This window comes from Streptomyces sp. HUAS MG56, assembly GCF_058673395.1.
Genome location: NZ_CM178722.1, coordinates 4,046,354 through 4,066,348 on the forward strand (window position 1 = coordinate 4,046,354; position 19,995 = coordinate 4,066,348).

Annotated in this window: 21 protein-coding genes; 10 read left to right on the forward strand and 11 right to left on the reverse strand. The window is 72.5% G+C overall.

The features are described 5' to 3' along the window. Positions 1-84 precede the first annotated feature (84 nt). Genes AC4OXY_RS19205 through AC4OXY_RS19215 form a run of 3 tightly spaced genes read left to right on the forward strand, consistent with a single transcriptional unit; the run spans position 85 to position 2,131 of the window. Entirely contained in the window at positions 85-1,326 is a 1,242-nt protein-coding gene (locus AC4OXY_RS19205; RefSeq protein WP_491994289.1) for a sensor histidine kinase, read from the forward strand. Then, positions 1,323-1,451, forward strand: coding sequence for a hypothetical protein (locus AC4OXY_RS19210; protein WP_491994290.1), 129 nt, complete (start codon positions 1,323-1,325; stop codon positions 1,449-1,451). Before AC4OXY_RS19205 ends, AC4OXY_RS19210 begins: the two co-directional genes overlap by 4 nt. Further along, positions 1,448-2,131: a response regulator gene (locus AC4OXY_RS19215; protein WP_362821504.1), complete on the forward strand. Its 684-nt coding sequence runs from the start codon at positions 1,448-1,450 to the stop codon at positions 2,129-2,131. The genes AC4OXY_RS19210 and AC4OXY_RS19215 overlap by 4 nt, the downstream gene beginning before the upstream one ends. A 39-nt stretch (positions 2,132-2,170) precedes the next feature. Here AC4OXY_RS19215 and AC4OXY_RS19220 read toward each other — a convergent pair whose 3' ends face one another. Then, complete coding sequence (locus AC4OXY_RS19220) at positions 2,171-2,860, reverse strand: tellurite resistance TerB family protein (protein WP_356030894.1); 690 nt, start codon at positions 2,858-2,860, stop codon at positions 2,171-2,173. Between the two features lie 183 nt (positions 2,861-3,043). Further along, a complete protein-coding gene (gene leuA / locus AC4OXY_RS19225; protein WP_356030892.1) occupies positions 3,044-4,765 on the reverse strand; it encodes a 2-isopropylmalate synthase in 1,722 nt (573 codons plus the stop codon). Between the two features lie 319 nt (positions 4,766-5,084). Here leuA and AC4OXY_RS19230 point away from each other — a divergent pair, with 319 nt between their 5' ends. Genes AC4OXY_RS19230 through AC4OXY_RS19245 form a run of 4 tightly spaced genes read left to right on the forward strand, consistent with a single transcriptional unit; the run spans position 5,085 to position 9,117 of the window. Further along, positions 5,085-6,152, forward strand: coding sequence for a M4 family metallopeptidase (locus AC4OXY_RS19230; protein ID WP_356030891.1), 1,068 nt, complete (start codon positions 5,085-5,087; stop codon positions 6,150-6,152). A 35-nt stretch (positions 6,153-6,187) separates the two neighbouring features. Then, on the forward strand, positions 6,188-6,454 hold the full coding sequence (locus AC4OXY_RS19235) for a protealysin inhibitor emfourin (protein WP_356030889.1): 267 nt from the start codon (positions 6,188-6,190) through the stop codon (positions 6,452-6,454). A gap of 58 nt (positions 6,455-6,512) precedes the next feature. Beyond that, a complete protein-coding gene (locus tag AC4OXY_RS19240) occupies positions 6,513-7,841 on the forward strand; it encodes a GH1 family beta-glucosidase (RefSeq protein WP_356030887.1) in 1,329 nt (442 codons plus the stop codon). Between the two features lie 10 nt (positions 7,842-7,851). After that, positions 7,852-9,117 (forward strand): MFS transporter, encoded by a 1,266-nt coding sequence (locus tag AC4OXY_RS19245; protein ID WP_376285385.1) that lies wholly within the window; start codon positions 7,852-7,854, stop codon positions 9,115-9,117. A gap of 19 nt (positions 9,118-9,136) precedes the next feature. On the opposite strand, the gene AC4OXY_RS19250 is transcribed toward AC4OXY_RS19245, so the two are convergent. Beyond that, the gene (locus AC4OXY_RS19250; protein ID WP_356030884.1) at positions 9,137-9,991 is read right to left on the reverse strand and encodes an NAD-dependent epimerase/dehydratase family protein; all 855 of its coding nucleotides are present in this window, start codon (positions 9,989-9,991) and stop codon (positions 9,137-9,139) included. 129 nt (positions 9,992-10,120) lie between these two features. Between AC4OXY_RS19250 and AC4OXY_RS19255 the strand changes: the two genes are divergently transcribed. Continuing rightward, positions 10,121-10,990 carry a helix-turn-helix transcriptional regulator gene (locus tag AC4OXY_RS19255; protein WP_362823206.1) on the forward strand — a complete coding sequence of 290 codons (870 nt, stop codon included), beginning with the start codon at positions 10,121-10,123 and terminating at the stop codon, positions 10,988-10,990. Between the two features lie 287 nt (positions 10,991-11,277). Here AC4OXY_RS19255 and era read toward each other — a convergent pair whose 3' ends face one another. Beyond that, complete coding sequence (era, locus tag AC4OXY_RS19260) at positions 11,278-12,231, reverse strand: GTPase Era (RefSeq protein WP_356030880.1); 954 nt, start codon at positions 12,229-12,231, stop codon at positions 11,278-11,280. A 152-nt stretch (positions 12,232-12,383) separates the two neighbouring features. Here era and AC4OXY_RS19265 point away from each other — a divergent pair, with 152 nt between their 5' ends. Both AC4OXY_RS19265 and AC4OXY_RS19270 read left to right on the forward strand, forming a co-directional pair. Then, positions 12,384-13,718, forward strand: a complete 1,335-nt coding sequence (locus AC4OXY_RS19265; protein WP_491994291.1) for an ammonium transporter — start codon at positions 12,384-12,386, stop codon at positions 13,716-13,718. Further along, positions 13,715-14,053, forward strand: a complete 339-nt coding sequence (locus tag AC4OXY_RS19270; RefSeq protein WP_071384702.1) for a P-II family nitrogen regulator — start codon at positions 13,715-13,717, stop codon at positions 14,051-14,053. The genes AC4OXY_RS19265 and AC4OXY_RS19270 overlap by 4 nt, the downstream gene beginning before the upstream one ends. On the opposite strand, the gene AC4OXY_RS19275 is transcribed toward AC4OXY_RS19270, so the two are convergent. The 7 genes from AC4OXY_RS19275 to AC4OXY_RS19305 all read right to left on the reverse strand — a co-directional run bounded on the left by AC4OXY_RS19275 (position 13,947) and on the right by AC4OXY_RS19305 (position 19,977). Then, on the reverse strand, positions 13,947-14,972 hold the full coding sequence (locus tag AC4OXY_RS19275; RefSeq protein WP_491994292.1) for a DUF916 domain-containing protein: 1,026 nt from the start codon (positions 14,970-14,972) through the stop codon (positions 13,947-13,949). The genes AC4OXY_RS19270 and AC4OXY_RS19275 overlap by 107 nt on opposite strands. A gap of 59 nt (positions 14,973-15,031) precedes the next feature. Continuing rightward, a complete protein-coding gene (locus AC4OXY_RS19280) occupies positions 15,032-16,369 on the reverse strand; it encodes a beta-xylosidase (protein WP_376285400.1) in 1,338 nt (445 codons plus the stop codon). A 144-nt stretch (positions 16,370-16,513) separates the two neighbouring features. Further along, positions 16,514-16,990: a hypothetical protein gene (locus tag AC4OXY_RS19285; RefSeq protein ID WP_362823203.1), complete on the reverse strand. Its 477-nt coding sequence runs from the start codon at positions 16,988-16,990 to the stop codon at positions 16,514-16,516. A gap of 228 nt (positions 16,991-17,218) precedes the next feature. After that, positions 17,219-17,572: a cytidine deaminase-like protein gene (locus tag AC4OXY_RS19290; protein WP_356030872.1), complete on the reverse strand. Its 354-nt coding sequence runs from the start codon at positions 17,570-17,572 to the stop codon at positions 17,219-17,221. 72 nt (positions 17,573-17,644) lie between these two features. Beyond that, a complete protein-coding gene (locus AC4OXY_RS19295) occupies positions 17,645-18,172 on the reverse strand; it encodes a hypothetical protein (protein WP_356030871.1) in 528 nt (175 codons plus the stop codon). Positions 18,173-18,316: 144 nt separating this feature from the next. Then, on the reverse strand, positions 18,317-18,676 hold the full coding sequence (locus AC4OXY_RS19300) for an MmcQ/YjbR family DNA-binding protein (RefSeq protein ID WP_491994293.1): 360 nt from the start codon (positions 18,674-18,676) through the stop codon (positions 18,317-18,319). Further along, a complete protein-coding gene (locus AC4OXY_RS19305) occupies positions 18,673-19,977 on the reverse strand; it encodes a hemolysin family protein (protein WP_356030868.1) in 1,305 nt (434 codons plus the stop codon). The genes AC4OXY_RS19300 and AC4OXY_RS19305 overlap by 4 nt, the downstream gene beginning before the upstream one ends. Between the last annotated feature and the right edge of the window lie 18 nt (positions 19,978-19,995).

The window sequence follows — 19,995 nt, forward strand, 5'->3', positions numbered from 1 at the left end:
TGCCCGGATTGCAACTTTCGACAGAGGCCGGGCCGTGGCTCGTCTCCGTACCCTGGGGGGACTGTGAACCACGCTGGTACGACCGTGAACACCGCCGCCCCCGCCCTGACCCCGACCACCCGGGCCCTGTCCTGGTGCCTGCACCTGCTCGTCGTCGGCCTGCTCGCGCTCGCCGCCGTCCGGGCCGTGACCGACGGCCGGCCGCACGCCGCGCCGACCCTCGCCGGGGCCGCCGGGTGCGCTCTGGTGTACGCGGCGGGCCCGCTGCTGCCCCGGGTCCGCGGCGACCGGCGGGCCGCCGCCTGGTGGCTGGCGGCCGTCGGCGCGGCGTGGCTGGTGCTGCTGGCGCTGTCCGCCGACGGCGTGTGGGTGGCCTTCCCGCTGTACTTCCTCCAGCTCCATCTGCTGCCGCGCCGCTCGGGCCTGGCCGCCGTGGCCGCGACCGCGGGCGCGGCGATCGCCGCGTTCGCCGCCCATCAGGGCGCCTTCAGCGCGGCCATGGCGATCGGTCCGGCGCTCGGGGCCGCCGTCGCGGTCGCGGTGGTCTGGGGATACCAGGCGCTGTACCGGGAGAGCGAGCGGCGCCGGCGCCTGATCGAGGAACTCACCGCCACCCGCGCCGACCTGGCCGAGGCCCAGCACACCGCGGGAGTGCTGGCCGAGCGCGAGCGGCTGGCGCGCGAGATCCACGACACCCTCGCGCAGGGCCTGTCCAGCATCCAGCTGCTGCTGCGGGCCGCCGAGCGGACCCTGCCCGACGGTGCGCAGAGCGCGGCGCGGCACGTCGGCCAGGCCCGCCAGGCCGCGGTGGACAGCCTCGCCGAGGCCCGCCGCTTCGTCGCCGCCCTCGCCCCGCCCGCCCTGGAGGGCAGCACCCTGCCGGACGCGCTGGAGCGGCTGTGCGCCACCACCGGCACCCGGCACCGGCTCACCGCCCGGTTCCGCCCGGTCGGTGCGCCGCTCGCCCTGCCGACCGCGCACGAGGTGGCGCTGCTGCGCATCGCCCAGTCCGCGCTCGCCAACACCGTCCGCCACGCGGGCGCGACCGCCGTGGAGGTCACCCTCGGCCGCCTCGACGACGAGGCCGTCCTCACGGTCGTCGACGACGGCGCCGGCTTCGAGCCCGGCCGGCTGCCCGCGCCCGACCCGGAGACGGGCGGCTTCGGTCTGGCCGCCATGCACGCCCGCATCCGCGCCCTGGGCGGCACCCTGGCCGTCGACTCCGCCCCGGGCCACGGCACCACCCTGACCGCCCGGCTCCCGCTCACGCGGACCCGGACCGCCGACGCCGGGACCACGTCCGCCGAGACCGGGGCCCACCGGTGACCGCCCACCCGAACCCCACCGACCACCAAGGCCCCACCGACCACACGCACCTCCCCCGGCCCGCCCGCACCGACATCGCACCGCTGCCGCGGCAGTTGCCCGCCGAGACGAAGGCCCGCCCGTGACCGCCCACCCGGATCCCACCGGCCACACCGGCCCCGCCGACCACACGGACCTCCCCGTCCGGCTGCTCCTCGCCGACGACCACCCGGTCGTGCGGGCCGGGCTGCGGGCCGTGCTGGAGACCGAGCCGGGGCTCGTGGTCGTGGCGGAGGCGGCCACCGCCGAGGAGGCCGTCGTCCGGGCCGGGGCGGGTGACGTCGACGTCGTGCTGATGGACCTCCGGTTCGGCGCGGGGATGGGCGGGGCGGAGGCCACCGCCGCGATCACCGCCCGGCCGGGCGCCCCCCGGGTCGTGATCGTCACCACCTACGACTCCGACGCCGACACCCTCCCGGCCATCGAGGCCGGTGCCACCGGCTACCTGCTCAAGGACGCTCCCCCGGAGGAGCTGGCCGCGGCCGTGCGCTCGGCGGCCGCCGGCCGTACCGCGCTGGCGCCCGCGGTCGCGGACCGGCTCATGAACCGGCTGCGCGCCCCCGGCACGTCACTGACCCGGCGCGAGACCGAGGTGCTCGCCCTGGTCGCCGAGGGGCTGTCCAACCAGGCCGTGGGCCGCCGGCTCCACCTCACCGAGGGCACGGTCAAGTCCCATCTGGCCCGCGTCTACGCCAAGTTGGGCGTCGACTCCCGCACCGCCGCCGTCGCCGCGGCCACCGACCTCGGTCTCATCCGGCGGCCGTGAACGCGACCGGGCCTGTGCCCGTGCCCGTGCCCGTGCCCGTCAGGAGGGGGTCGTCCGTGCCGCGGCCAGCAGGCGGGTGACGTCGGGGGCGCAGATGGTCAGGGCGGCGCCCACCGTGGTGAGGGCGTCGCGCTCGGCCGGGGTGTAGGGGCCGTCGGCCAGCGCGATGCGGGCGGCCTGAAGGAGCAGGGACTCGCGGCCGGCGGGGGCGAGGTGCGGGGCGAGCGGGTCCAGGGCCTCGTGCAGCTCTATCGTCAGGCTCGCACCGCAGGGCTGTTCGAAGACCCGGCCGGTGTCGGCGGCGAGCGCCTCGACCAGGGCGGCCAGCCGGTCCTCGGTGCAGTCCTCGAAGCCGGCCGCGCGGACCGCGGCGGCGGCGGTCTCCAGGGCCGTACGGGAACCGGTGCCGCCCGCGGCGAGCACGGCGAGGGCGACGGTGTGCACGGCGTCGCGGAGCATCGCGGAGAAGCGGCGGGTGGTGGGGTGGTCGAGGACGTCGGTGCCGTAGTGCTCGGCGCACGCCGCGCACTCCACGACCGGTCCGGCCGTCCCGCGCGCCAGCAGCGGCAGCCCGAGCAGGGTGAGCCGGCGACGGCCGGTGAGCCGTTGGTAGTTGCGGTCGCCCCCGCAGCCGGGGCAGTAGAACTCGCCGTCGCCCACGGGCGTCCATGCGGTGCGCGCGCCGAGGAGGCGCAGGACCCGGCCGTTTCGTCCCCGTACTGGCAGCACGTCGCACCTCCGTAACCGCGCGGCAACATCGCCGTGCTGGCGTGATGTTAGCCACATCACGGAGGCTGAGTCAGTACCCCGGAAGAGACCTTTCTGTTACCTGCCCGGCACAGTGGCCGAAAACGGCGGCGCCCCGACCGCCGTATACAGCGGTCGGGGCGTCGAAACCCCCGGTCAGAGGGATCAGCGGGCCGCGCGGTTGACCGCCGAGACGACCGCCTTCAGCGACGCACGCGTCGTGTTCGCGTCGATGCCGATCCCCCACAGGACCTTGCCGTCGATCGCGCATTCGATGTAGGAGGCGGCCTGCGCGGAGGCGCCCTCGCTCATCGTGTGCTCCTGGTAGTCCAGCAGGCGTACGTCGACGCCGATGGACTCCAGGGCGTCGAAGAAGGCCGAGATCGGACCGTTGCCGGTACCGGTCAGGACGGTGTCCTCGCCGTCGACCGTGGCCTCGACCGTCAGCGCGTCGACGCCGTCGGTGTCCGTGGTGGACTGGCCGGTCCTGACCTGGATGCGGCCCCACGGGTTGTCCGGGTTCGGCAGGTACTCGTCCTGGAAGACGGCCCAGATCTCCTTCGGCGTGATCTCGCCGCCCTCGGCGTCCGTCTTCGCCTGGATGAGCCGGGAGAACTCGATCTGCATGCGGCGCGGCAGGTCCAGCTTGTGGTCGTTCTTCAGGACGTAGGAGATACCGCCCTTGCCGGACTGCGAGTTGACCCGGATGACGGCCTCGTAGGAGCGGCCGACGTCCTTCGGGTCGATCGGCAGGTACGGCACCGCCCACTCGATGTCGTCGACCGTGACGCCCTTGGCCTTCGCGTCGGCCTCCATGGCGTCGAAGCCCTTCTTGATGGCGTCCTGGTGGGAGCCGGAGAAGGACGTGTAGACCAGGTCGCCCACGTACGGGTGGCGCGGGTGGACCTCCATCTGGTTGCAGTACTCCCACGTGCGACGGATCTCGTCGATGTCGGAGAAGTCGATCTGCGGGTCGACGCCCTGGGAGAACAGGTTCATGCCCAGGGTGACCAGGTCGACGTTGCCGGTGCGCTCGCCCTGCCCGAACAGGCAGCCCTCGACGCGGTCGGCGCCGGCCATCAGCGCCAGCTCGGCGGCCGCGACGGCCGTGCCGCGGTCGTTGTGCGGGTGGACGGAGATGCAGACGTGCTCGCGGCGGGAGATGTTGCGGCTCATCCACTCGAAGCGGTCCGCGTGCGTGGACGGGGTCGAACGCTCCACGGTGGCGGGCAGGTTGAGGATGATCTCGCGGCCCGGGCCCGGCTGGTAGACGTCCATGACCGCCTCGCAGACCTCCAGCGCGAAGTCCAGCTCGGTGTCGGTGAAGATCTCCGGCGAGTACTGGTAGCCGAACTCCGTCTCGGGGCCCAGCAGCTTCTCGGCGTACTCCATCACCAGGCGGGTGCCGTCGACGGCGATCTGCTTGATGTCGTCCTTGGAGCCGCGGAAGACGACCCGGCGGAAGACCGGCGCGGTGGCGTTGTACAGGTGGACGGTGGCCCGTTTGGCGCCCTTCAGGGACTCCACGGTCCGCTCGATCAGGTCCTCGCGGGCCTGGGTCAGCACGGAGATCGTGACGTCGTCCGGGATCGCGCCCTCTTCCTCGATGATCGAGCGCACGAAGTCGAAGTCGGTCTGGCCGGAGGCGGGGAAGCCGACCTCGATCTCCTTGTAGCCCATCGCGACCAGCTGGTCGAACATCCGGCGCTTGCGCTCGGGCGACATCGGGTCGATCAGGGCCTGGTTGCCGTCGCGCAGATCGGTGGAGAGCCAGCGGGGGGCGACGGTGATCCGCTGCTCCGGCCAGGTGCGGTCCGGGATGTCGACCTGCTCGTAGCGGCCGTACTTGTGGATCGGCATGGTGCTGGGCTGCTGGCGGTTGACCATGGTGGCGTGGGCTCCTCAGGGTGTCCGGAAGGACGGCCGACGACGCAACACGAAGCTCCGCGGGGAGGGAGTCGACCTGGACTACAGGCCCTCGCCGCGGCAGCTAAGAAGAAGCAGCCCGAAACGCATGATGCTCCGCAGCCTAGCCGAGCCGCGCCGGGTACGAGGGCCTGTATCAGTATGCGGGACCGCACGGATAAAAGGGATAAAAAGTGCGCCATACCACTTCCGACTACGGAGGGTGGCCGGGCGTCCCGATATTTCACCAATCACGGTTGCGGGTAGTGACACTGGCGTCACACAATGCCAGCATTTTGTCATGACGACCAACGGGGGCTTCCAGCCCGTCTTCTGCACGATCGTGCCGCCGCACATCCTCGACCGGCTCGCCCGGCACGAGGACTCCGCCATCGCCGAACGCGCGCAGCGCACCCTGGAGCACGACTCCGCGCTGCGCACCCGCCGCCGCGAGACCGCGGTCCGCACCCGGGGCGCCGCCGCCGGCGCCGCCCCGGCCGGCAGCAAGCCGAAGCGCACGATCTACGACGCCGGGCACGGCAGCGACCTGCCCGGCACCGAGGTCCGCGCCGAGGGCCAGGACCCGGTGCAGGACGCCAGCGTCAACCGCGCCTACGCCGGCCTCGGCGCCACCTTCGAGCTCTACCTGAAGGCGTACCAGCGGGACTCCATCGACGGCCACGGGCTGCCGCTCAACGCGTCCGTGCACTACCAGACCGGCTACGACAACGCCTTCTGGAACGGCGACCAGATGGTCTTCGGGGACGGCGACGGCCAGGTCTTCGTCGACTTCACCAGCAGCATCGACGTCATCGGCCACGAGCTGACCCACGGCGTCACGCAGTACACCGCGAACCTGGACTACGAGGGCCAGTCCGGCGCCCTCAACGAGTCGGTCTCGGACGTCTTCGGGTCCCTCATCAAGCAGTACTCGCTGGGCCAGAGCGCCGACCGGGCCGACTGGCTGATCGGCGAGGGCCTGCTCGCCCCCGGCGTCCACGGCACGGCGCTGCGCTCGATGAAGGCCCCGGGCACCGCGTACGACGACCCGAGGCTCGGCAAGGACCCGCAGCCCGCGACCATGGCGGGCTATGTGGACACCAGCGACGACAACGGCGGCGTCCACACCAACTCCGGCATCCCGAACCACGCCTTCTACCTGCTCGCCACGGCCATCGGCGGCAACGCCTGGGAGAAGGCCGGGCGGATCTGGTACGCCGTGCTCACCGGCGGCGAGCTGGCGTCGGGCGCGCAGTTCACCGACTTCGCCAGGCTGACGGTGCAGGCGGCCCAGACGCTGTTCGGCACCGGGGACGAACTGGAGGCCGTCAAGAAGGCGTGGGAACAGGTCGGAGTGCACACGTCGTAGTGCGGCCGGCGGCGTTCCGTACTAGACACGGACCCATGCGCATCCAGATTCGACGCACGGGCGGCTTCGCGGGGATCGAGCGCCGGGCCGAGGTGGACACCTCGGCCCGGCCCGACGCCGCCGAGTGGCAGGCCCTGGCCGAGCGCGTCCTCGCGTCCGGCCCGGGCGCCCCGCCCGCCGGCGTCCCGGACGGCTTCCGGTACGAGATCACCGTGGACGGCCGCACGGTGTACGCGGCCGATCCCCGACTCACCGAGGACCAGCGGGAGTTGGTGACCCGGCTGCTGAAGGAAGGGGCGTAGACGGCGGTTGCCGCCGGGGCATTGACTTCCGTTACCGGGGGTAAGGATGATCCCGGCCATGGCGACTGACGCAGGTGACCCGATACCCCGGTTCCCCGACGGCTTCCTGTGGGGCGTGTCGACGTCCGCCCATCAGATCGAGGGCGCGGCCGACGCACGCGAGCGTTCCGTGTGGGACGTGTTCACGGCCGAGCCCGGCCGGGTGAAGGACGGCTCGACGGCGGCGGTGGCCTGCGACCACTACCACCGCTACCCCGAGGACGTCGCCCTCCTCGCCGGCCTGGGCGTGGGCGCGTACCGCTTCTCGGTCTCCTGGCCGCGGGTGAACTCCCCCGGCGGGCTGGACTTCTACGACCGCCTGGTGGACGAGCTGTGCGCGGCGGGCGTCCGGCCCGTGCCCACCCTCTTCCACTGGGACCTGCCCGTCTCGCTTCAGGAGGCGGGCGGCTGGCTGGCGCGCGACACGGCGGCCCGGTTCGCCGACCACGTGAGCGTGGTCGCCGAGCGCCTGGGCGACCGGGTGCCGAAGTGGATCACCCTCAACGAGCCCGCCGAACACACCCTGCTGGGGCACGCCCTGGGCGCCCACGCCCCGGGCAGGCGGCTCCTGTTCGACGCGCTCCCGGTCGCCCACCACCAGCTCCTCGCCCACGGTCTCGCGGTACGGGCCCTGCGCGCGGCCGGGGCGGGCGACATCGGCATCGCCAACTCCCACGGCCCCACCTGGCCCGCGTCCGAGGAACCGGCCGACCTGGAGGCGGCGGGCTTCTACGACGTCCTCCTCAACCGCCTGTTCGCCGAGCCGGTCATCCTCGGCGAATACCCGGACGGAATGGGCGAGTTGATGCCGGGCGACGATGTCTCGGCCGACCTCAAGGTCATCGCCGAGCCCGTCGACTGGTACGGGATCAACTACTACGCGCCGACCCGGGTGGGCGCCCCCGGGGGCACGGACAGCGAGTACGGCGGACTCGCCCTCCCGGCCGAACTCCCCTTCTCCGTACGGGAGATAGAGGGCCGGCCGACGACCGACTTCGGCTGGCCGGTCGTCCCGGAGGCCCTGACCGAGCTGCTGACCGGCTTCCGCGACCGCTACGGCGACCGGCTCCCGCCGATCGTCATCACCGAGAACGGCTGCTCGTACGAGGGCCTCGACGACCAGGACCGCATCGCCTACCTGGACGGCCATCTGCGCGCCCTGCACACCGCGCTCACGGCCGGGGTGGACGTGCGCGGCTACTTCGTGTGGTCGCTGATGGACAACTTCGAGTGGGCGGAGGGCTACGCGCGCCGCTTCGGCCTGGTGCACGTCGACTACACGACGCTGGAGCGCACCCCGAAGGCCTCCTACCACTGGTTCCGGGACGTGCTCCGGAACCAGGGCTGACGGCGCCGGGATGACCACGGTGCCGGAGCCGGTCCGGCCCCCGGCCTCCTTGTCGGAGCCGGTGGAGCCGGTCGGCCGGGGCTGGACGGCGGCACTGTCGCTGGCCAACGGGGCGATCTGGGTGGGCTGGTTCGGCCCGCTGCAGATCCTGCTCGCCTCCCAGGCCAAGGACTTCGCGCCCGGCTCCGGGATGTCGAAGGAGACAATGCTGGCCTGGGTGACCGGGATCGGCGCGCTGGTGTCGCTCGTCGCGAACCCCTTCTTCGGCGCCCTGTCGGACCGGACGACCGCCCGCCGGGGCCGCCGTACGCCGTGGATCGTGGCCGGGGCGGCGGGCGGGGCGCTGTCGCTGCTGCTGCTCGCGCGGGCCGGCGGGGTGTGGTCGCTGGCGGCGGGCTGGTGCCTGGTGCAGCTCACCCTGAACGCGGCGTTCGCGGCGGTCACGGCGGCCGTTCCGGACCGGGTGCCGAGGCGCCAACGGGGCGCGGTGGGCGGCTGGTTGGGGGCCGCGCAGATCCTGGGCGTGGTCGGCGGCACGGGCCTCGCGACGGCGGCCGGCGGGATCGGCGCCGGGTACGTGGCGTGCGCGGTGTGCACGGTGGCGGGCGTGCTGCCGTACGTCCTGCGGTATCCGGATCTGCGGCTGTCCGCGCGGGACCGCCCGCCGTGGTCCTGGCGGGCGTTCCTGGCGGGGTTCTGGCTGAGCCCGCGCCGGTATCCGGACCTGGGCTGGGCGTGGCTGACCCGGTTCCTGATCAACCTCAGCAACTCACTCGTGCTGCTCTACCTGCTGTACTACCTGCGCGACCGCCTGCGCTACCCCGACCCCGGCCAGGGGGTGCTGATCCTGACGGCCGTCAACAGCCTGACGCTGGTGGCGACCGTGGTGGCGGGCGGGGTGTGGTCGGACCGGGCGGGCCGGCGCAAGCCGTTCGTCGTCTGGTCCGGGGTGCTGATGGCGGTGGCGACGGCGGCGCTGGCCGGGTGGCAGACCTGGCCCGGCGCGATCGTCGCGTCGGCGGTCCTCGGGATCGGCTTCGGCGTGTTCACCTCGGTCGACTTCGCGCTGATGACGGACGTGCTGCCGACGGCCCTGGACCGGGGCAAGGACCTCGGGGTGATCAACGTGGCCAACGCCCTGCCCCAGGTCGCCGCCCCCGCCCTCGCCGCGCCGATCGTGACGTACCTGGGCGGATACCGGGTGCTGTACCTGGTGGCGGCGGTGATCGGGCTGGCGGGGGCGGTGCTGGTGGGCCGGATACGCGGGGTGCAGTGAGCGGGGCAGGGCGAGCGGGCTACAGGGCGCCGGCGTCGCGGGCGGACCAGACGCTCGGGTAGAGCGGCCGGTAGCCGAGGTCGCGGCGGATCTTCTGGGTGGACATGATCACGAGCCACGGGTCGGGGTCCGTCCGGGTGTCCATGCCCTCGGGCAGTTCGGCGCCGTTGACCTGGTGCAGGTCGACCGCCGTGACGGGGGTGTCGTCGGCGATGTTGTGCACGGGGCCGTTCACCGCCGGTGCGTACAGCAGGCGGAACAGGCCCTGGGCGACGTCGGCGTGGTGGCCCATGTGCAGCCGCTGGGTCGGCGCCCAGTGCGCGGCCCAGCGCAGCGAGTCGGCGAGGTGCGGGTCGCCCTCGCCGTAGACGAAGGGGAGCCGGCCGATCCGCAGGTCCAGGCCGTCGAGTGCGAGCAGCTCCCGCTCGGCCGCCGCCTTGGACTCGGGATAGGCGCCCCACATGGACCCGCCGGGCCGGCTCTCGTCCTCCTCGACCAGCGGCCTGCCGCGCCCGGTGCCGTACACGAGCCCGGTGCTGACCTGCACGAACCGCCGCACACCGGCGGCCTGCGCGGCCCGGCCCAGGGCCACGGCCGCGTCCCGGTTGACGGCCCGGGCCTCCTCGTCGGGCACCCCGCGGAAGGCGGCGGCGACGTTCACGACGGCGTCCACGCCCGCGACGGCCTTGCCGAGCACGTCCTCGTCCCGCAGATCGCCGAGCACGACCTCGGCGCCGAGATCGGCGAAGCGGTCCGCGCGGGAGGCGTCCCTGACCAGGACCCGCACCTGCTCATCCGGCCGGGCCTGCGCCAGCAGCCGGGGCACGAAGCGCCGCCCGACCTGCCCTGTCGTACCGGTCACCAGGGTCAGCATGTTCGTCTCCTCGCTGTTCGCCGTGTTCACCACCACGGTGGGACGGCGCGGGGGCGGCCGGTAGAGACCTCCCGATCAGGGGATCGGCAGTCCCTGGATAAGCCGGGCGGGCTGCCGCACGCTGGAGGGGTGAACCGGAGCGAACTCGCCGACTTCCTGCGCCGCGGCCGTGCCCGTCTGAACCCCGCCGACGTGGGCCTCGCCCCGGGCGCCCGGCGCCGTACGCCCGGCCTGCGCCGGGAGGAGGTGGCATCGCTGGCGGGCATGTCGGTCGACTACTACACCCGGCTCGAACAGTCCCGGGGCCCGCGTCCGTCCCGCCAGATGCTGACGGCGCTGGCGCGTGCGCTGCGCCTCACGGACGCCGAGCACGACCATCTGTTCCATCTGGTCGGCGAGGAGCCGCCGCGCCGCGAGACGGCGTCGACGCATGTCCGGCCCGGCCTGCTGCTGATCCTGGACCGCCTGTACGACACCCCGGCGCAGCTGGTGAACGACTGCGGAGAGGTCCTGGCCCAGAACGCGATGGCCAAGGCGCTGGTCGGCGACGTGATGTCCCGCCCCCGGCCGGAACGGAACCTGGTGCGCCGCTTCTTCCTGGACCCGGCCGCGCGCTCACTGTTCCCGGCGGAGGACCACGAGCCGCACGCACGCGCCTCGGTGGCCAACCTGCGCGCGGTGGCCGCCGCCCGCCCCGACGACCCGGAACCGGCCGACCTGGTCGCCGAACTCCGTTCCACCAGCGAGGAGTTCGCACGGCTCTGGGACGAACACGAGGTGGCCCCGCGCCACCGGGCGACCAAGCGCTTCCAGCACCCGCTGGTCGGCCTGCTGGACCTGGACTGCGAGGTCATGCTCAGCCACGAGCACCACCACCTCCTCGTCGTCCACACAGCCCGCCCGGGAACGGACTCCTACGAACGACTCCAGCTGCTGCGGGTGGTGGGGTTGCAGGACATGACGCCAGGGGACGCCGGCGTGACATCCCGAGAGCCCTGACCGAGGTCCGGAGCGCAGCCCCGTGGCGGTACTGCTCAGCCGACCGAGACGGGCGGGCAGATGGGAAAGCGGACTAGAAACCCAGCCTGCGCAGTTGCATCGGGTCGCGTTGCCAGTCCCTGGCCACCTTCACGTGCAGATCGAGGCTGCATCGACGTGCGGCCACCGCCGCGCGGCCGACGTGCCCAGCAACACCTCGATGCGCACCAGCCACCCAGGGTCCGAAGCGCAGCCCCATGGCGGTACTGCTCAGCCGACCGAGACAGGCGGGCAGATGGGAAAGCGGACTAGAAACCCAGCCTGCGCAGTTGCTTCGGGTCGCGTTGCCAGTCCTTGGCCACCTTCACGTGCAGGTCGAGGAAGACCGGCGTACCCAGCAGCGCTTCGATCTGCTTGCGGGACTTGATGCCGACCTCCTTCAGGCGCTTGCCCTTGGGGCCGATGATGATGCCCTTCTGGCTGGGGCGCTCGATGTAGACGTTGGCGTGGATGTCCAGCAGCGGCTTGTCCGCCGGACGGTCCTCGCGCGGGAGCATCTCCTCGACGACCACCGCGATGGAGTGCGGCAGCTCGTCACGGACGCCTTCCAGCGCGGCCTCGCGGATCAGCTCGGCGATCATGACCTGCTCGGGCTCGTCGGTGAGGTCGCCCTCGGGGTAGAGCGCCGGGCCCTCGGGCAGGAGCGGGATCAGGAGGTCGGCCAGCAGGCTCACCTGCTTGTCCCCCACCGCCGACACCGGCACGATCTCCGCCCACTCGATGCCCAGGTCCTTGCCCAGCTGGTCGATCGCGATCAGCTGCTCGGCGAGGGTCTTGGAGTCCACCAGGTCCGTCTTGGTGACGATCGCGACCTTCGGGGTCTTCCTGATCCCCGCCAGCTCCTTGGCGATGAAGCGGTCACCCGGGCCGATCTTCTCGTTCGCCGGGAGGCAGAAGCCGATCACGTCCACCTCGGCCCAGGTGGTGCGTACGACGTCGTTCAGCCGCTCGCCGAGCAGCGTGCGCGGCTTGTGCAGCCCAGGGGTGTCGACCAGGATGAGCTGGGCGTCCTCCCGGTGCACGATGCCCCGCACGGTGTGCCGCGTGGTCTGCGGCTGGTTCGCCGTGATCGCCACCTTCTGCCCCACCAGAGCGTTCGTGAGGGTGGACTTGCCCGCGTTCGGGCGGCCCACGAAGCAGGCGAAGCCGGCACGGTGGACGGCCTCGGCCGACTGCTCGGATGACTGGGTACGCACGCTCATGCCGTTCATTGTCCCTGATCCACGACCCCCCGCCGCACCGTGAGGTTTCGGTAACCCTCAGGCAATGAAACGTCACGGAAACACACCCGTACACGACCGGAAACGCGCGCCGGTGACCCTCTGACGCAGCCCCCACCCCGTTGGAGACGCCCGTGCCCCTCGCCGCCGCGCCCCAGGTTCACACCGTGAACACCGGCGACACCGCCTGGCTCCTCGCCGCGACCGCCCTCGTCCTGCTGATGACGCCGGGTCTCGCCCTGTTCTACGGCGGCATGGTCCGCACGAAGAGCGTCCTCAACATGCTGATGATGAGCTTCGTGTCGATCGCCCTGGTCACCGTGGTCTGGCTGGCCGCCGGCTACTCCCTCGCCTTCGGGAACGACGCGTTCGGCGGACTGATCGGCGGGCTCGGCCACGCCGGCATGCGCGGCCTCGGCCCGGGCAGCGTCCACGGCACGGTCCCCACCCTCCTCTTCGCCACCTTCCAGCTGACCTTCGCGATCATCACCGCCGCCCTGATCAGCGGCGCGGTGGCCGACCGGACGAACTTCTCGGCGTGGCTGGTCCTCGTCCCCGTCTGGGCCCTCGTCGTATACGTGCCCGTCACCCACTGGGTCTGGGGCCCCGGCGGCTGGATCGCGGACAGGCTCGGCGCGCTCGACTTCGCGGGCGGTCTGCCCGTCGAGATCACCTCCGGCGCCTCCGGTCTCGCCCTGTGCCTGGTCCTCGGGCCCCGGCTCGGGTTCAAGAAGGACGCCATGCGCCCGCACAACCTGCCCATGGTGATCCTCGGCGCCGGTCTGCTCTGGTTCGGCTGGTTCGGCTTCAACGCGGGCAGCGCGCTCGGCGCGAACGGCCTGGCCGCGGCCGCCTTCCTCAACACCATGGCCGCCGGCTGCACGGGCCTGCTCGGCTGGCTCTTCGTGGAGCACCGGCGTGACGGCCACCCGACCACCCTCGGCGCCGCCTCCGGCGCGGTGGCCGGTCTCGTCGCGATCACGCCCTCCTGCGGCACGGTCTCCCTGCTCGGTGCCCTCGTCGTGGGCCTGGCCGCGGGCGTCGTCTGCTCCTCCGCGGTGAGCTGGAAGTTCCGGCTGAACTACGACGACTCCCTCGACGTCGTCGGCGTCCACCTGGTCGGCGGCATCATCGGCACGCTCCTGATCGGCCTGTTCGCCGACAAGGCGATGACCGGCGGCGCCGAGGGCCTCCTCTACGGCGGCGGACTCGCCCCGCTCGGCAGGCAGCTGCTCGCCGTGGCGGTCGTCGCGGTGTACGCCTTCACGGTGACGTACGGGCTCGGCAAGCTGCTCGACAGGACGCTGGGCCTGCGGGCGAGCGAGGAACAGGAGCACACCGGCCTGGACCTTACGGTGCACGCGGAGACGGCATACGATCACGGCGTCCTGGGCCACGGCGCCCCGGTCAGCGCGTCCGTCGTCCCCTCCGCCGTCTCCCCCGTCCAGAAGGTCGAGCGCCAGGCATGAAGCTCATCACCGCCATCGTCAAGCCGTACCGCCTCGACGAGGTCAAGACCGCCCTCCAGGAGCTGGGCGTGCACGGCCTGACCGTCACCGAGGCGAGCGGCTACGGCCGGCAGCGCGGCCACACCGAGGTGTACCGGGGCGCCGAGTACCGGGTCGACCTGGTGCCGAAGGCGCGCATCGAGGTCGTCGTGGAGGACGCGGACGCCGACGCCGTGATCGACGCGGTCGTCAGGGCCGCGCGGACGGGGAAGATCGGGGACGGGAAGGTGTGGTCCGTGCCCGTGGAGACCGTCGTACGGGTGCGGACCGGCGAACACGGCCCCGACGCGCTCTGAGCAGCAGCACGCCGGCCGCCACGCCCGCGAGGAACACCAGCGCCACGGCGAGCCACGGCAGCGCGAGGAACGAGGCGCTCGCCGACTGCCGGGTGCCCGGCGCGCTCGCGGTCAACGTCACGTCCGCCCGGTCGAGTTGGGGCGCCCCGGACCAGGGCTCGGTGAGCCGTACCGTCTGCCCCGGCAGCAGCTCGGAGGGGACCCGGGTGAGGGCGCGGTCGAGCAGCGTGCGGCCGAACAGCCCGTGTGCCGTCAGCTCCACCTTCGGGTCGACGGTGACGTTGCCGGTGTTGCGCAGGGTGTAGGAGACGGTCGCCGTACTGGCGCCGAGGCCCGGGACCAGCGGCTGGTGATGGCTGATCCGCACGTGTTCCACGGACACGGCGGGCAGTGTGGGCCCGACGACCCGGAGATAGACGCGGGCGCCGACGGCCTGCTGCACACCGAGGGCGGGAGAGCCGCCGGAGGAGCCGCGGTCGACGTGCTCGTCGAGCGCGACGATCGCGCCGGGGTGGTCGCCGGGCTCGGCCCCGTCGGGCACGCGCAGCGTGAACGGCACGGTGACGGTCCGGTGCCCCGGCACGGTGATCCGGGAGGTGGCCGGTTTCGCCCAGGCGCCCACCCCGCGCATCCGCTCCGCCGGCCCGCGGACCGCGAATCCGCCGTCGCGGGCGGTGTTGTAGGCGTCGGCCGCGTAGAGGCGGAAGGTGAGCGGGCCGCCGGTCTTGTTCTGGACGGCGACCTCGTCGGCGAGGGTCTGGCCCGGATCCGCGGAGAGGTAGAAGTAGGGGCGCGCGGCGACCTTCGAGGCGACCGGGTAGACGGACCAGCTGCCGTTGTCGGCGGCGTGCGCGGGCGTGGCCTGCCAGGTGAGCAGGAGGCCGAGGAGGCTCAGGAGGAGGACGTACGGCTTGCGCATGGGTGCGGACCCCCACGGGCGGGAGACGGAGGGACGGGCGGGTGCGGACGCCCGCACGCTCAGGTGAGCGTCAGCGTGAGCACGCCGGAGTACGCGCCCGGAGGCGTGAACGCCGGTACGTCCAGGGAGAGTCCGGCGTCGACGGTGAACTCACCGCCGGTGAGCGTGCCGTCGGGCGTCTGCGCGAGGGTCGCTCCCGAGCCGCCCACGGTGCCCGCCGAACCCGCCTTGCAGGTGCTGGGGCTGCCCGCCTTGGTCGCGCAGGCGGGAGTCCAGCTGAGCCTGCCGGCGTCGATCTTCGCGCCGGGTCCGCCGAAGTCGGTGACCTTGCCGGTGAGCGACCAGCCGGCCGGTCCGCCGCGGAAGTCCTTGACGGTCACCGTCCGGAGCGTGCCGGTCGAGGCACCGCCCTGGCCGAAGTCGACCGCCGACAGCGCGACGGAGTCCCCGGCCTGGGACATGGCCAGCGTGCCCGCCTTGACGCTGGTCGTCAGCTTCTGGCTGCCCGGCGGGACGGGCGTGGTGTCGTTGACGACGTAGGCGGCGGGCCCGGCGCCCGTGTCCGCGTTCCAGGAGCCGCCCTCGTACGCGACGATCCCCGTCGTCGCCTTGTCGTTGACGACGAGGGACCCGCTGAAGGAGCCCTGCGCGTTCGCGGTCACGGTGGCCGTGTCGGCCGTCTGCCGGTCCCCGGCCCGCCCGGCGAGGGTGACACTCGCACCCGGCGTGAAGTTGCCGCCGGTGACGGTGACGCTCGCGCCCGGGTTGCCGGAGGCCGAACTCAGCGAGACGGTACGGGTGTTGGCCGGGGTGCCGCTGGTCGCCGTGACGGTCTCGGAGACCGGGGCGGGCGGGGTGGTGACCGTGCAGGGGGTGTCCAGCTCCAGGATGTAGCTGGTGTGGATGTTGTAGTCGCCGGGCGAGAGGGTGATCCGGCCCGGCTTGGTGACGGTGAACGTGCCGGTCATGGAGAAGGACGGGAACGCGGCCTTCCCGGGCACCGGCGGGTTCTTCTTCGGCCCGGCGACCGTCACGTCCCCCGTCTGTGCGCCGCCGAGGGTGACCTTCCCGGTCGGGGTCATGATGTCGGCGGGCAGGGCGAGGTCGGTGGGATTGGCCGCGGCTGCCGTGACCACCGTGTACGTGACGGTGACGGTGTCGCCGACCTTCGGGCTGGCGTTGTCCACCGAGACACCGGCGGTGGTCGTGCCGTCGATCGGCGGCAGGCCCGCGACGGCGGGCGGGATGCAGTGCGTGGCGAAGTCCACGTTCGTGCCGGCGGCACCGGCGGGGCAGGCCAGCGCGCCGCCCGCGGTGACCGCGAGCGCGGTGGCCCCGAACAGTGAGATCCAGCGCCATCGCGGGGATCTTCGTGAGCTTGTGGGTGTGGCACCCATGGGCCCCCTCCTGAGGGTTGCGGGCGCAGCGGCTCGGCTGCGCCGACAGGGGGCATTGATGTGGAGCGGAGGTGAGAAGTCAATGGAGATGCCGCAGAGAACTGACGAATCATCAGTTTTCTGCGGCACCCGGGGGAGTTGGGGTCAGTCGAAGACGAAGGGGCCGGGCGACTGGGGACCGCTGGCTGTGCAGTTCACGGTGACCCCGAAGATCACCATCGTCAGCGAGCCGCCGTAGGCGTCGAGGCTGTCGCCGGACGCGACGGTGCCGGGGAGCGGACCGACGCTGACCGAGCCACCGGCGGCCATGGCGGGGTTCTTCGTGCCACTGAAGACGACCGAACCGCCGGCGGAGTTGGCCATCGTGAGGGTGGAGGTGATGGAGTCCTGGGCCACCGCGACCGGCGCGGTGATCGCTGAGGTACTGAGGGTGATGGTGGCCGAGGTGCCGCTCTGGGTGGCGGTCAGCGTCGCCGATCCGCCGCCGAAGATGCCGCAGCTCGCGGTGATGGTCGCCGACTGTGGGGTGACGGCGGCCGCGGAGGGTGCGAAGGCGAGACCGGTGACCGCGAGGGCCCCGGCGGCCAGTGCCGCACCCATTGCCGTGCGCTTGCCTCTCATGGAGATCCGCTTCCCTTCCCTATGGTGGGGAGTGCCATGTGGGGGGCCGACGGACGAAGAGGCCTGAGCAGGCGGGTGCGGGCACACTGCACGGCGATGCGGATCTGACGGTCCGTCGGAAAGTTACGGCTCCATTGATGCGCAAGGGCAGGAACCGAACAAGGCTGAATTCCAGCCGACCTTTCGTTCGGCCGGCGCGGCCCGTGAAAACGGCGGGCGGCCCGCGGATCAGCCCGCGGAGACGGTGCTCCGGACGGTTCCGTCCGGCCCGGCGAGCAGGACCGGCGTCTGCGGGCCGCCGAGGTCGGACACGGCGGCCAGATCCTGCGCCGGCACGGACTCCGCCTCGCTCACCACCGCCGCCGCCTCCAGGGACGTCGCCCCGGACGCCACCGCCATGGCGACAGCCGTACGCAACGCGCTCAGCCGCAGCGACGCGAGCTCCACCGACCCGGCGACGTACGTCCGCCCGGTCTCGTCCCGTACGGCCGCCCCCTCGGGCACACCGTTGCGGGCCCGCGCGGAACGGGCCAGGGTCACGATCTTGCGGTCCTCGGGATCAAGCGCGCTGCTCTCGGTCATGCCCCCAGCTTAGAGATCCACGAGCCGGCAGCACCGCCCGGGAGACCGCATCCGCCGACCGGGCGGGCGGCGCTACCCCAGCCACCCCCGCAACAGCTCCTCCCGCTCCGTCCCGCGGGGCGATCCGCCCTCCCACCCACGGCCCCACTGCGACATCGCCGCCAGCGTCGTCTCCATCGTCGCGGCGCCCTCCGTGAGGCGGGCCAGGAGGGCGCGGGAGAGGTCGGCCTCGGTCTGGGAGTAGCCGACGGCAGCGGCGGAGTAGGCGGCCAACTCGTGCTCGCCGTCGGACGCCGCCACGCGGACCGTCATCAGCGGCGGGGCGTCGTCCCCCCAGGCCGAGCCGAGGGGCGTGGCCAGCTCCAGCACCGTGTTCAGCGCCAGGTCCTTGACCGCGTTCACCTGCCGCATCAGCGACTTCACGGGAACGTCCGCCACCGTCAGGGCGTGCACGTCCTCCCACAGGTGGAGGCCGGCCTGTCCGTCCCCGAGCGCCACCACGCCCCCGGGGCTCAGCCGCACCCCGGGAGCCGGCCCGGCCGGCTTGGCGCCCACGTACACATCACCCTCGGCGATCCAGAACAGGCCGACCATGGCCATGGGTTGCCCACTTCCCCCGACGACGGCACCGCCGCCGCACCACACATCGAACGATCAGGTCCTCCTCCGCAACGCGCGAACGAGCGGGGAAGTTCCCGTCACCCCGCCGCTGCGGGGCACGGACCCGACCACGCGATCACGCGATCACGGCCGGTCAAACCGCAGTCGCTCCGCCCGCGGCAGGCCCGCGACGACGAGGTCGTAGGAGTCCTCGATCAGTTCCCGGACCAGACGCGGCGGCAGCTCACCGTCCACCGTCACGGTGTTCCAGTGCCGTTTGTTCATGTGCCAGCCGGGCACGATCAGGCCCTCGTGTTCGGCGCGCAGCCGGACCGCGTCCTCCGGGTCGCACTTGAGGTTGACCGTCAGGGGGCGCCCGTCGAGGTGCGACAGGGCGAACATCCTGCCCAGCACCTTGAAGACCGAGGTCTCCGGATTGAACGGGAAGTCCTCCACGGCCGCGTTGAACGACAGACAGAAGGCGCGCAGTTCCTCGGAGGTCACTCGGGTTTCTCCTCCGTGGCCGGCCCGTCCTTCCCGGAGGGTTCGACCAGGACCGTGACGATCTTGTTGCGGCGGCCGGCGGCGGCCTCCGCCGTGAGCTTCAGGCGGCGCTCGTCGGGGAGTTCGACCTCGGCGGACGCGCCCGCGATGGGCACGCGGCCGAGCGCCTTGGCGAGGAGTCCGCCGACCGTCTCCACGTCCTCGTCGTCGTACTCGTCCAGCCCGTACAGCTCGCCCAGGTCGGTGATGTCGAGGCGGGCGGTGACCCGGTAGCGGTCGTCGCCGAGCTCCTCCACGGGCGGCAGTTCGCGGTCGTACTCGTCGGTGATCTCGCCGACGATCTCCTCCAGGATGTCCTCGATGGTGACGATGCCGGCGGTGCCGCCGTACTCGTCGATGACGACCGCGACGTGATTGCGGTCCTTCTGCATCTCGCGCAGCAGGTCACCGGCGTTCTTCGTGTCGGGCACGAAGACGGCGGGCCGCATGGCGGTCGAGACCACGTCGCTCTCGGAGTCGCGGTTGATGTGCGTCTTGCGGACCAGGTCCTTCAGATACACGATCCCGACGATGTCGTCCTCGCTCTCGCCGGTGACCGGTATCCGGGAGAAGCCCGAGCGGAGCGCCAGCGTCAGCGCCTGGCGGATGGTCTTGAAGCGCTCGATGGTGATCAGGTCGGTCCTCGGCACCATCACCTCGCGCACCAGCGTGTCACCGAGTTCGAAGACCGAGTGCACCATCCGGCGCTCCTCGTCCTCGATCAGCGACTCCTGCTCGGCGAGGTCGACCAGCGCGCGCAGCTCCGCCTCGGAGGCGAACGGACCGCGCCTGAAGCCCTTGCCCGGGGTGAGGGCGTTGCCGATGAGGATGAGGAGGTACGGGATCGGGCCCATCACGCGCGCGAGCGGCAGCAGCACGTACGCCGCCGCCGTCGCGGTGTTGAGGGGGTGCTGACGGCCGATGGTGCGGGGCGACACGCCGACCGCGACGTACGACACCAGCACCATGACCCCGATGGCGACCAGCAGGGCCTCCCAGGTGGCGCTGAACTCCTTCAGGCAGGCGTACGTCACCAGGGCCGCGGCCGCCATCTCGCAGGCGACGCGGACCAGCAGGGCCACGTTCAGATAGCGGGTGGGGTCGGCGGCGACCTGCGCGAGCCCGGCGCTGCCGCGCCGGCCGGCCTTGACGGCCTCCTCGGCGCGGAAGCTGGAGACGCGCGCGAGGCCCGCCTCCGCGCAGGCGGCGAGCCAGGCGACGACGACCAGCGCGATCGCGCCGATCACGATCTGCGGGGACATCGGACGACGACCGATCCG

Excerpts from the sequence above, each read along its gene's own strand:
- leuA (WP_356030892.1), bottom strand. The coding sequence starts at position 4,765 with ATGGTCAACCGCCAGCAGCCCAGCACCATGCCGATCCACAAGTACGGC.
- AC4OXY_RS19230 (WP_356030891.1), top strand. The coding sequence starts at position 5,085 with ATGACGACCAACGGGGGCTTCCAGCCCGTCTTCTGCACGATCGTGCCG.
- AC4OXY_RS19235 (WP_356030889.1), top strand. The coding sequence starts at position 6,188 with ATGCGCATCCAGATTCGACGCACGGGCGGCTTCGCGGGGATCGAGCGC.
- AC4OXY_RS19240 (WP_356030887.1), top strand. The coding sequence starts at position 6,513 with ATGGCGACTGACGCAGGTGACCCGATACCCCGGTTCCCCGACGGCTTC.
- AC4OXY_RS19245 (WP_376285385.1), top strand. The coding sequence starts at position 7,852 with ATGACCACGGTGCCGGAGCCGGTCCGGCCCCCGGCCTCCTTGTCGGAG.
- AC4OXY_RS19250 (WP_356030884.1), bottom strand. The coding sequence starts at position 9,991 with ATGCTGACCCTGGTGACCGGTACGACAGGGCAGGTCGGGCGGCGCTTC.
- era (WP_356030880.1), bottom strand. The coding sequence starts at position 12,231 with ATGAGCGTGCGTACCCAGTCATCCGAGCAGTCGGCCGAGGCCGTCCAC.
- AC4OXY_RS19270 (WP_071384702.1), top strand. The coding sequence starts at position 13,715 with ATGAAGCTCATCACCGCCATCGTCAAGCCGTACCGCCTCGACGAGGTC.
- AC4OXY_RS19275 (WP_491994292.1), bottom strand. The coding sequence starts at position 14,972 with ATGCGCAAGCCGTACGTCCTCCTCCTGAGCCTCCTCGGCCTCCTGCTC.
- AC4OXY_RS19280 (WP_376285400.1), bottom strand. The coding sequence starts at position 16,369 with ATGGGTGCCACACCCACAAGCTCACGAAGATCCCCGCGATGGCGCTGG.
- AC4OXY_RS19285 (WP_362823203.1), bottom strand. The coding sequence starts at position 16,990 with ATGAGAGGCAAGCGCACGGCAATGGGTGCGGCACTGGCCGCCGGGGCC.
- AC4OXY_RS19290 (WP_356030872.1), bottom strand. The coding sequence starts at position 17,572 with ATGACCGAGAGCAGCGCGCTTGATCCCGAGGACCGCAAGATCGTGACC.
- AC4OXY_RS19295 (WP_356030871.1), bottom strand. The coding sequence starts at position 18,172 with ATGGCCATGGTCGGCCTGTTCTGGATCGCCGAGGGTGATGTGTACGTG.
- AC4OXY_RS19305 (WP_356030868.1), bottom strand. The coding sequence starts at position 19,977 with ATGTCCCCGCAGATCGTGATCGGCGCGATCGCGCTGGTCGTCGTCGCC.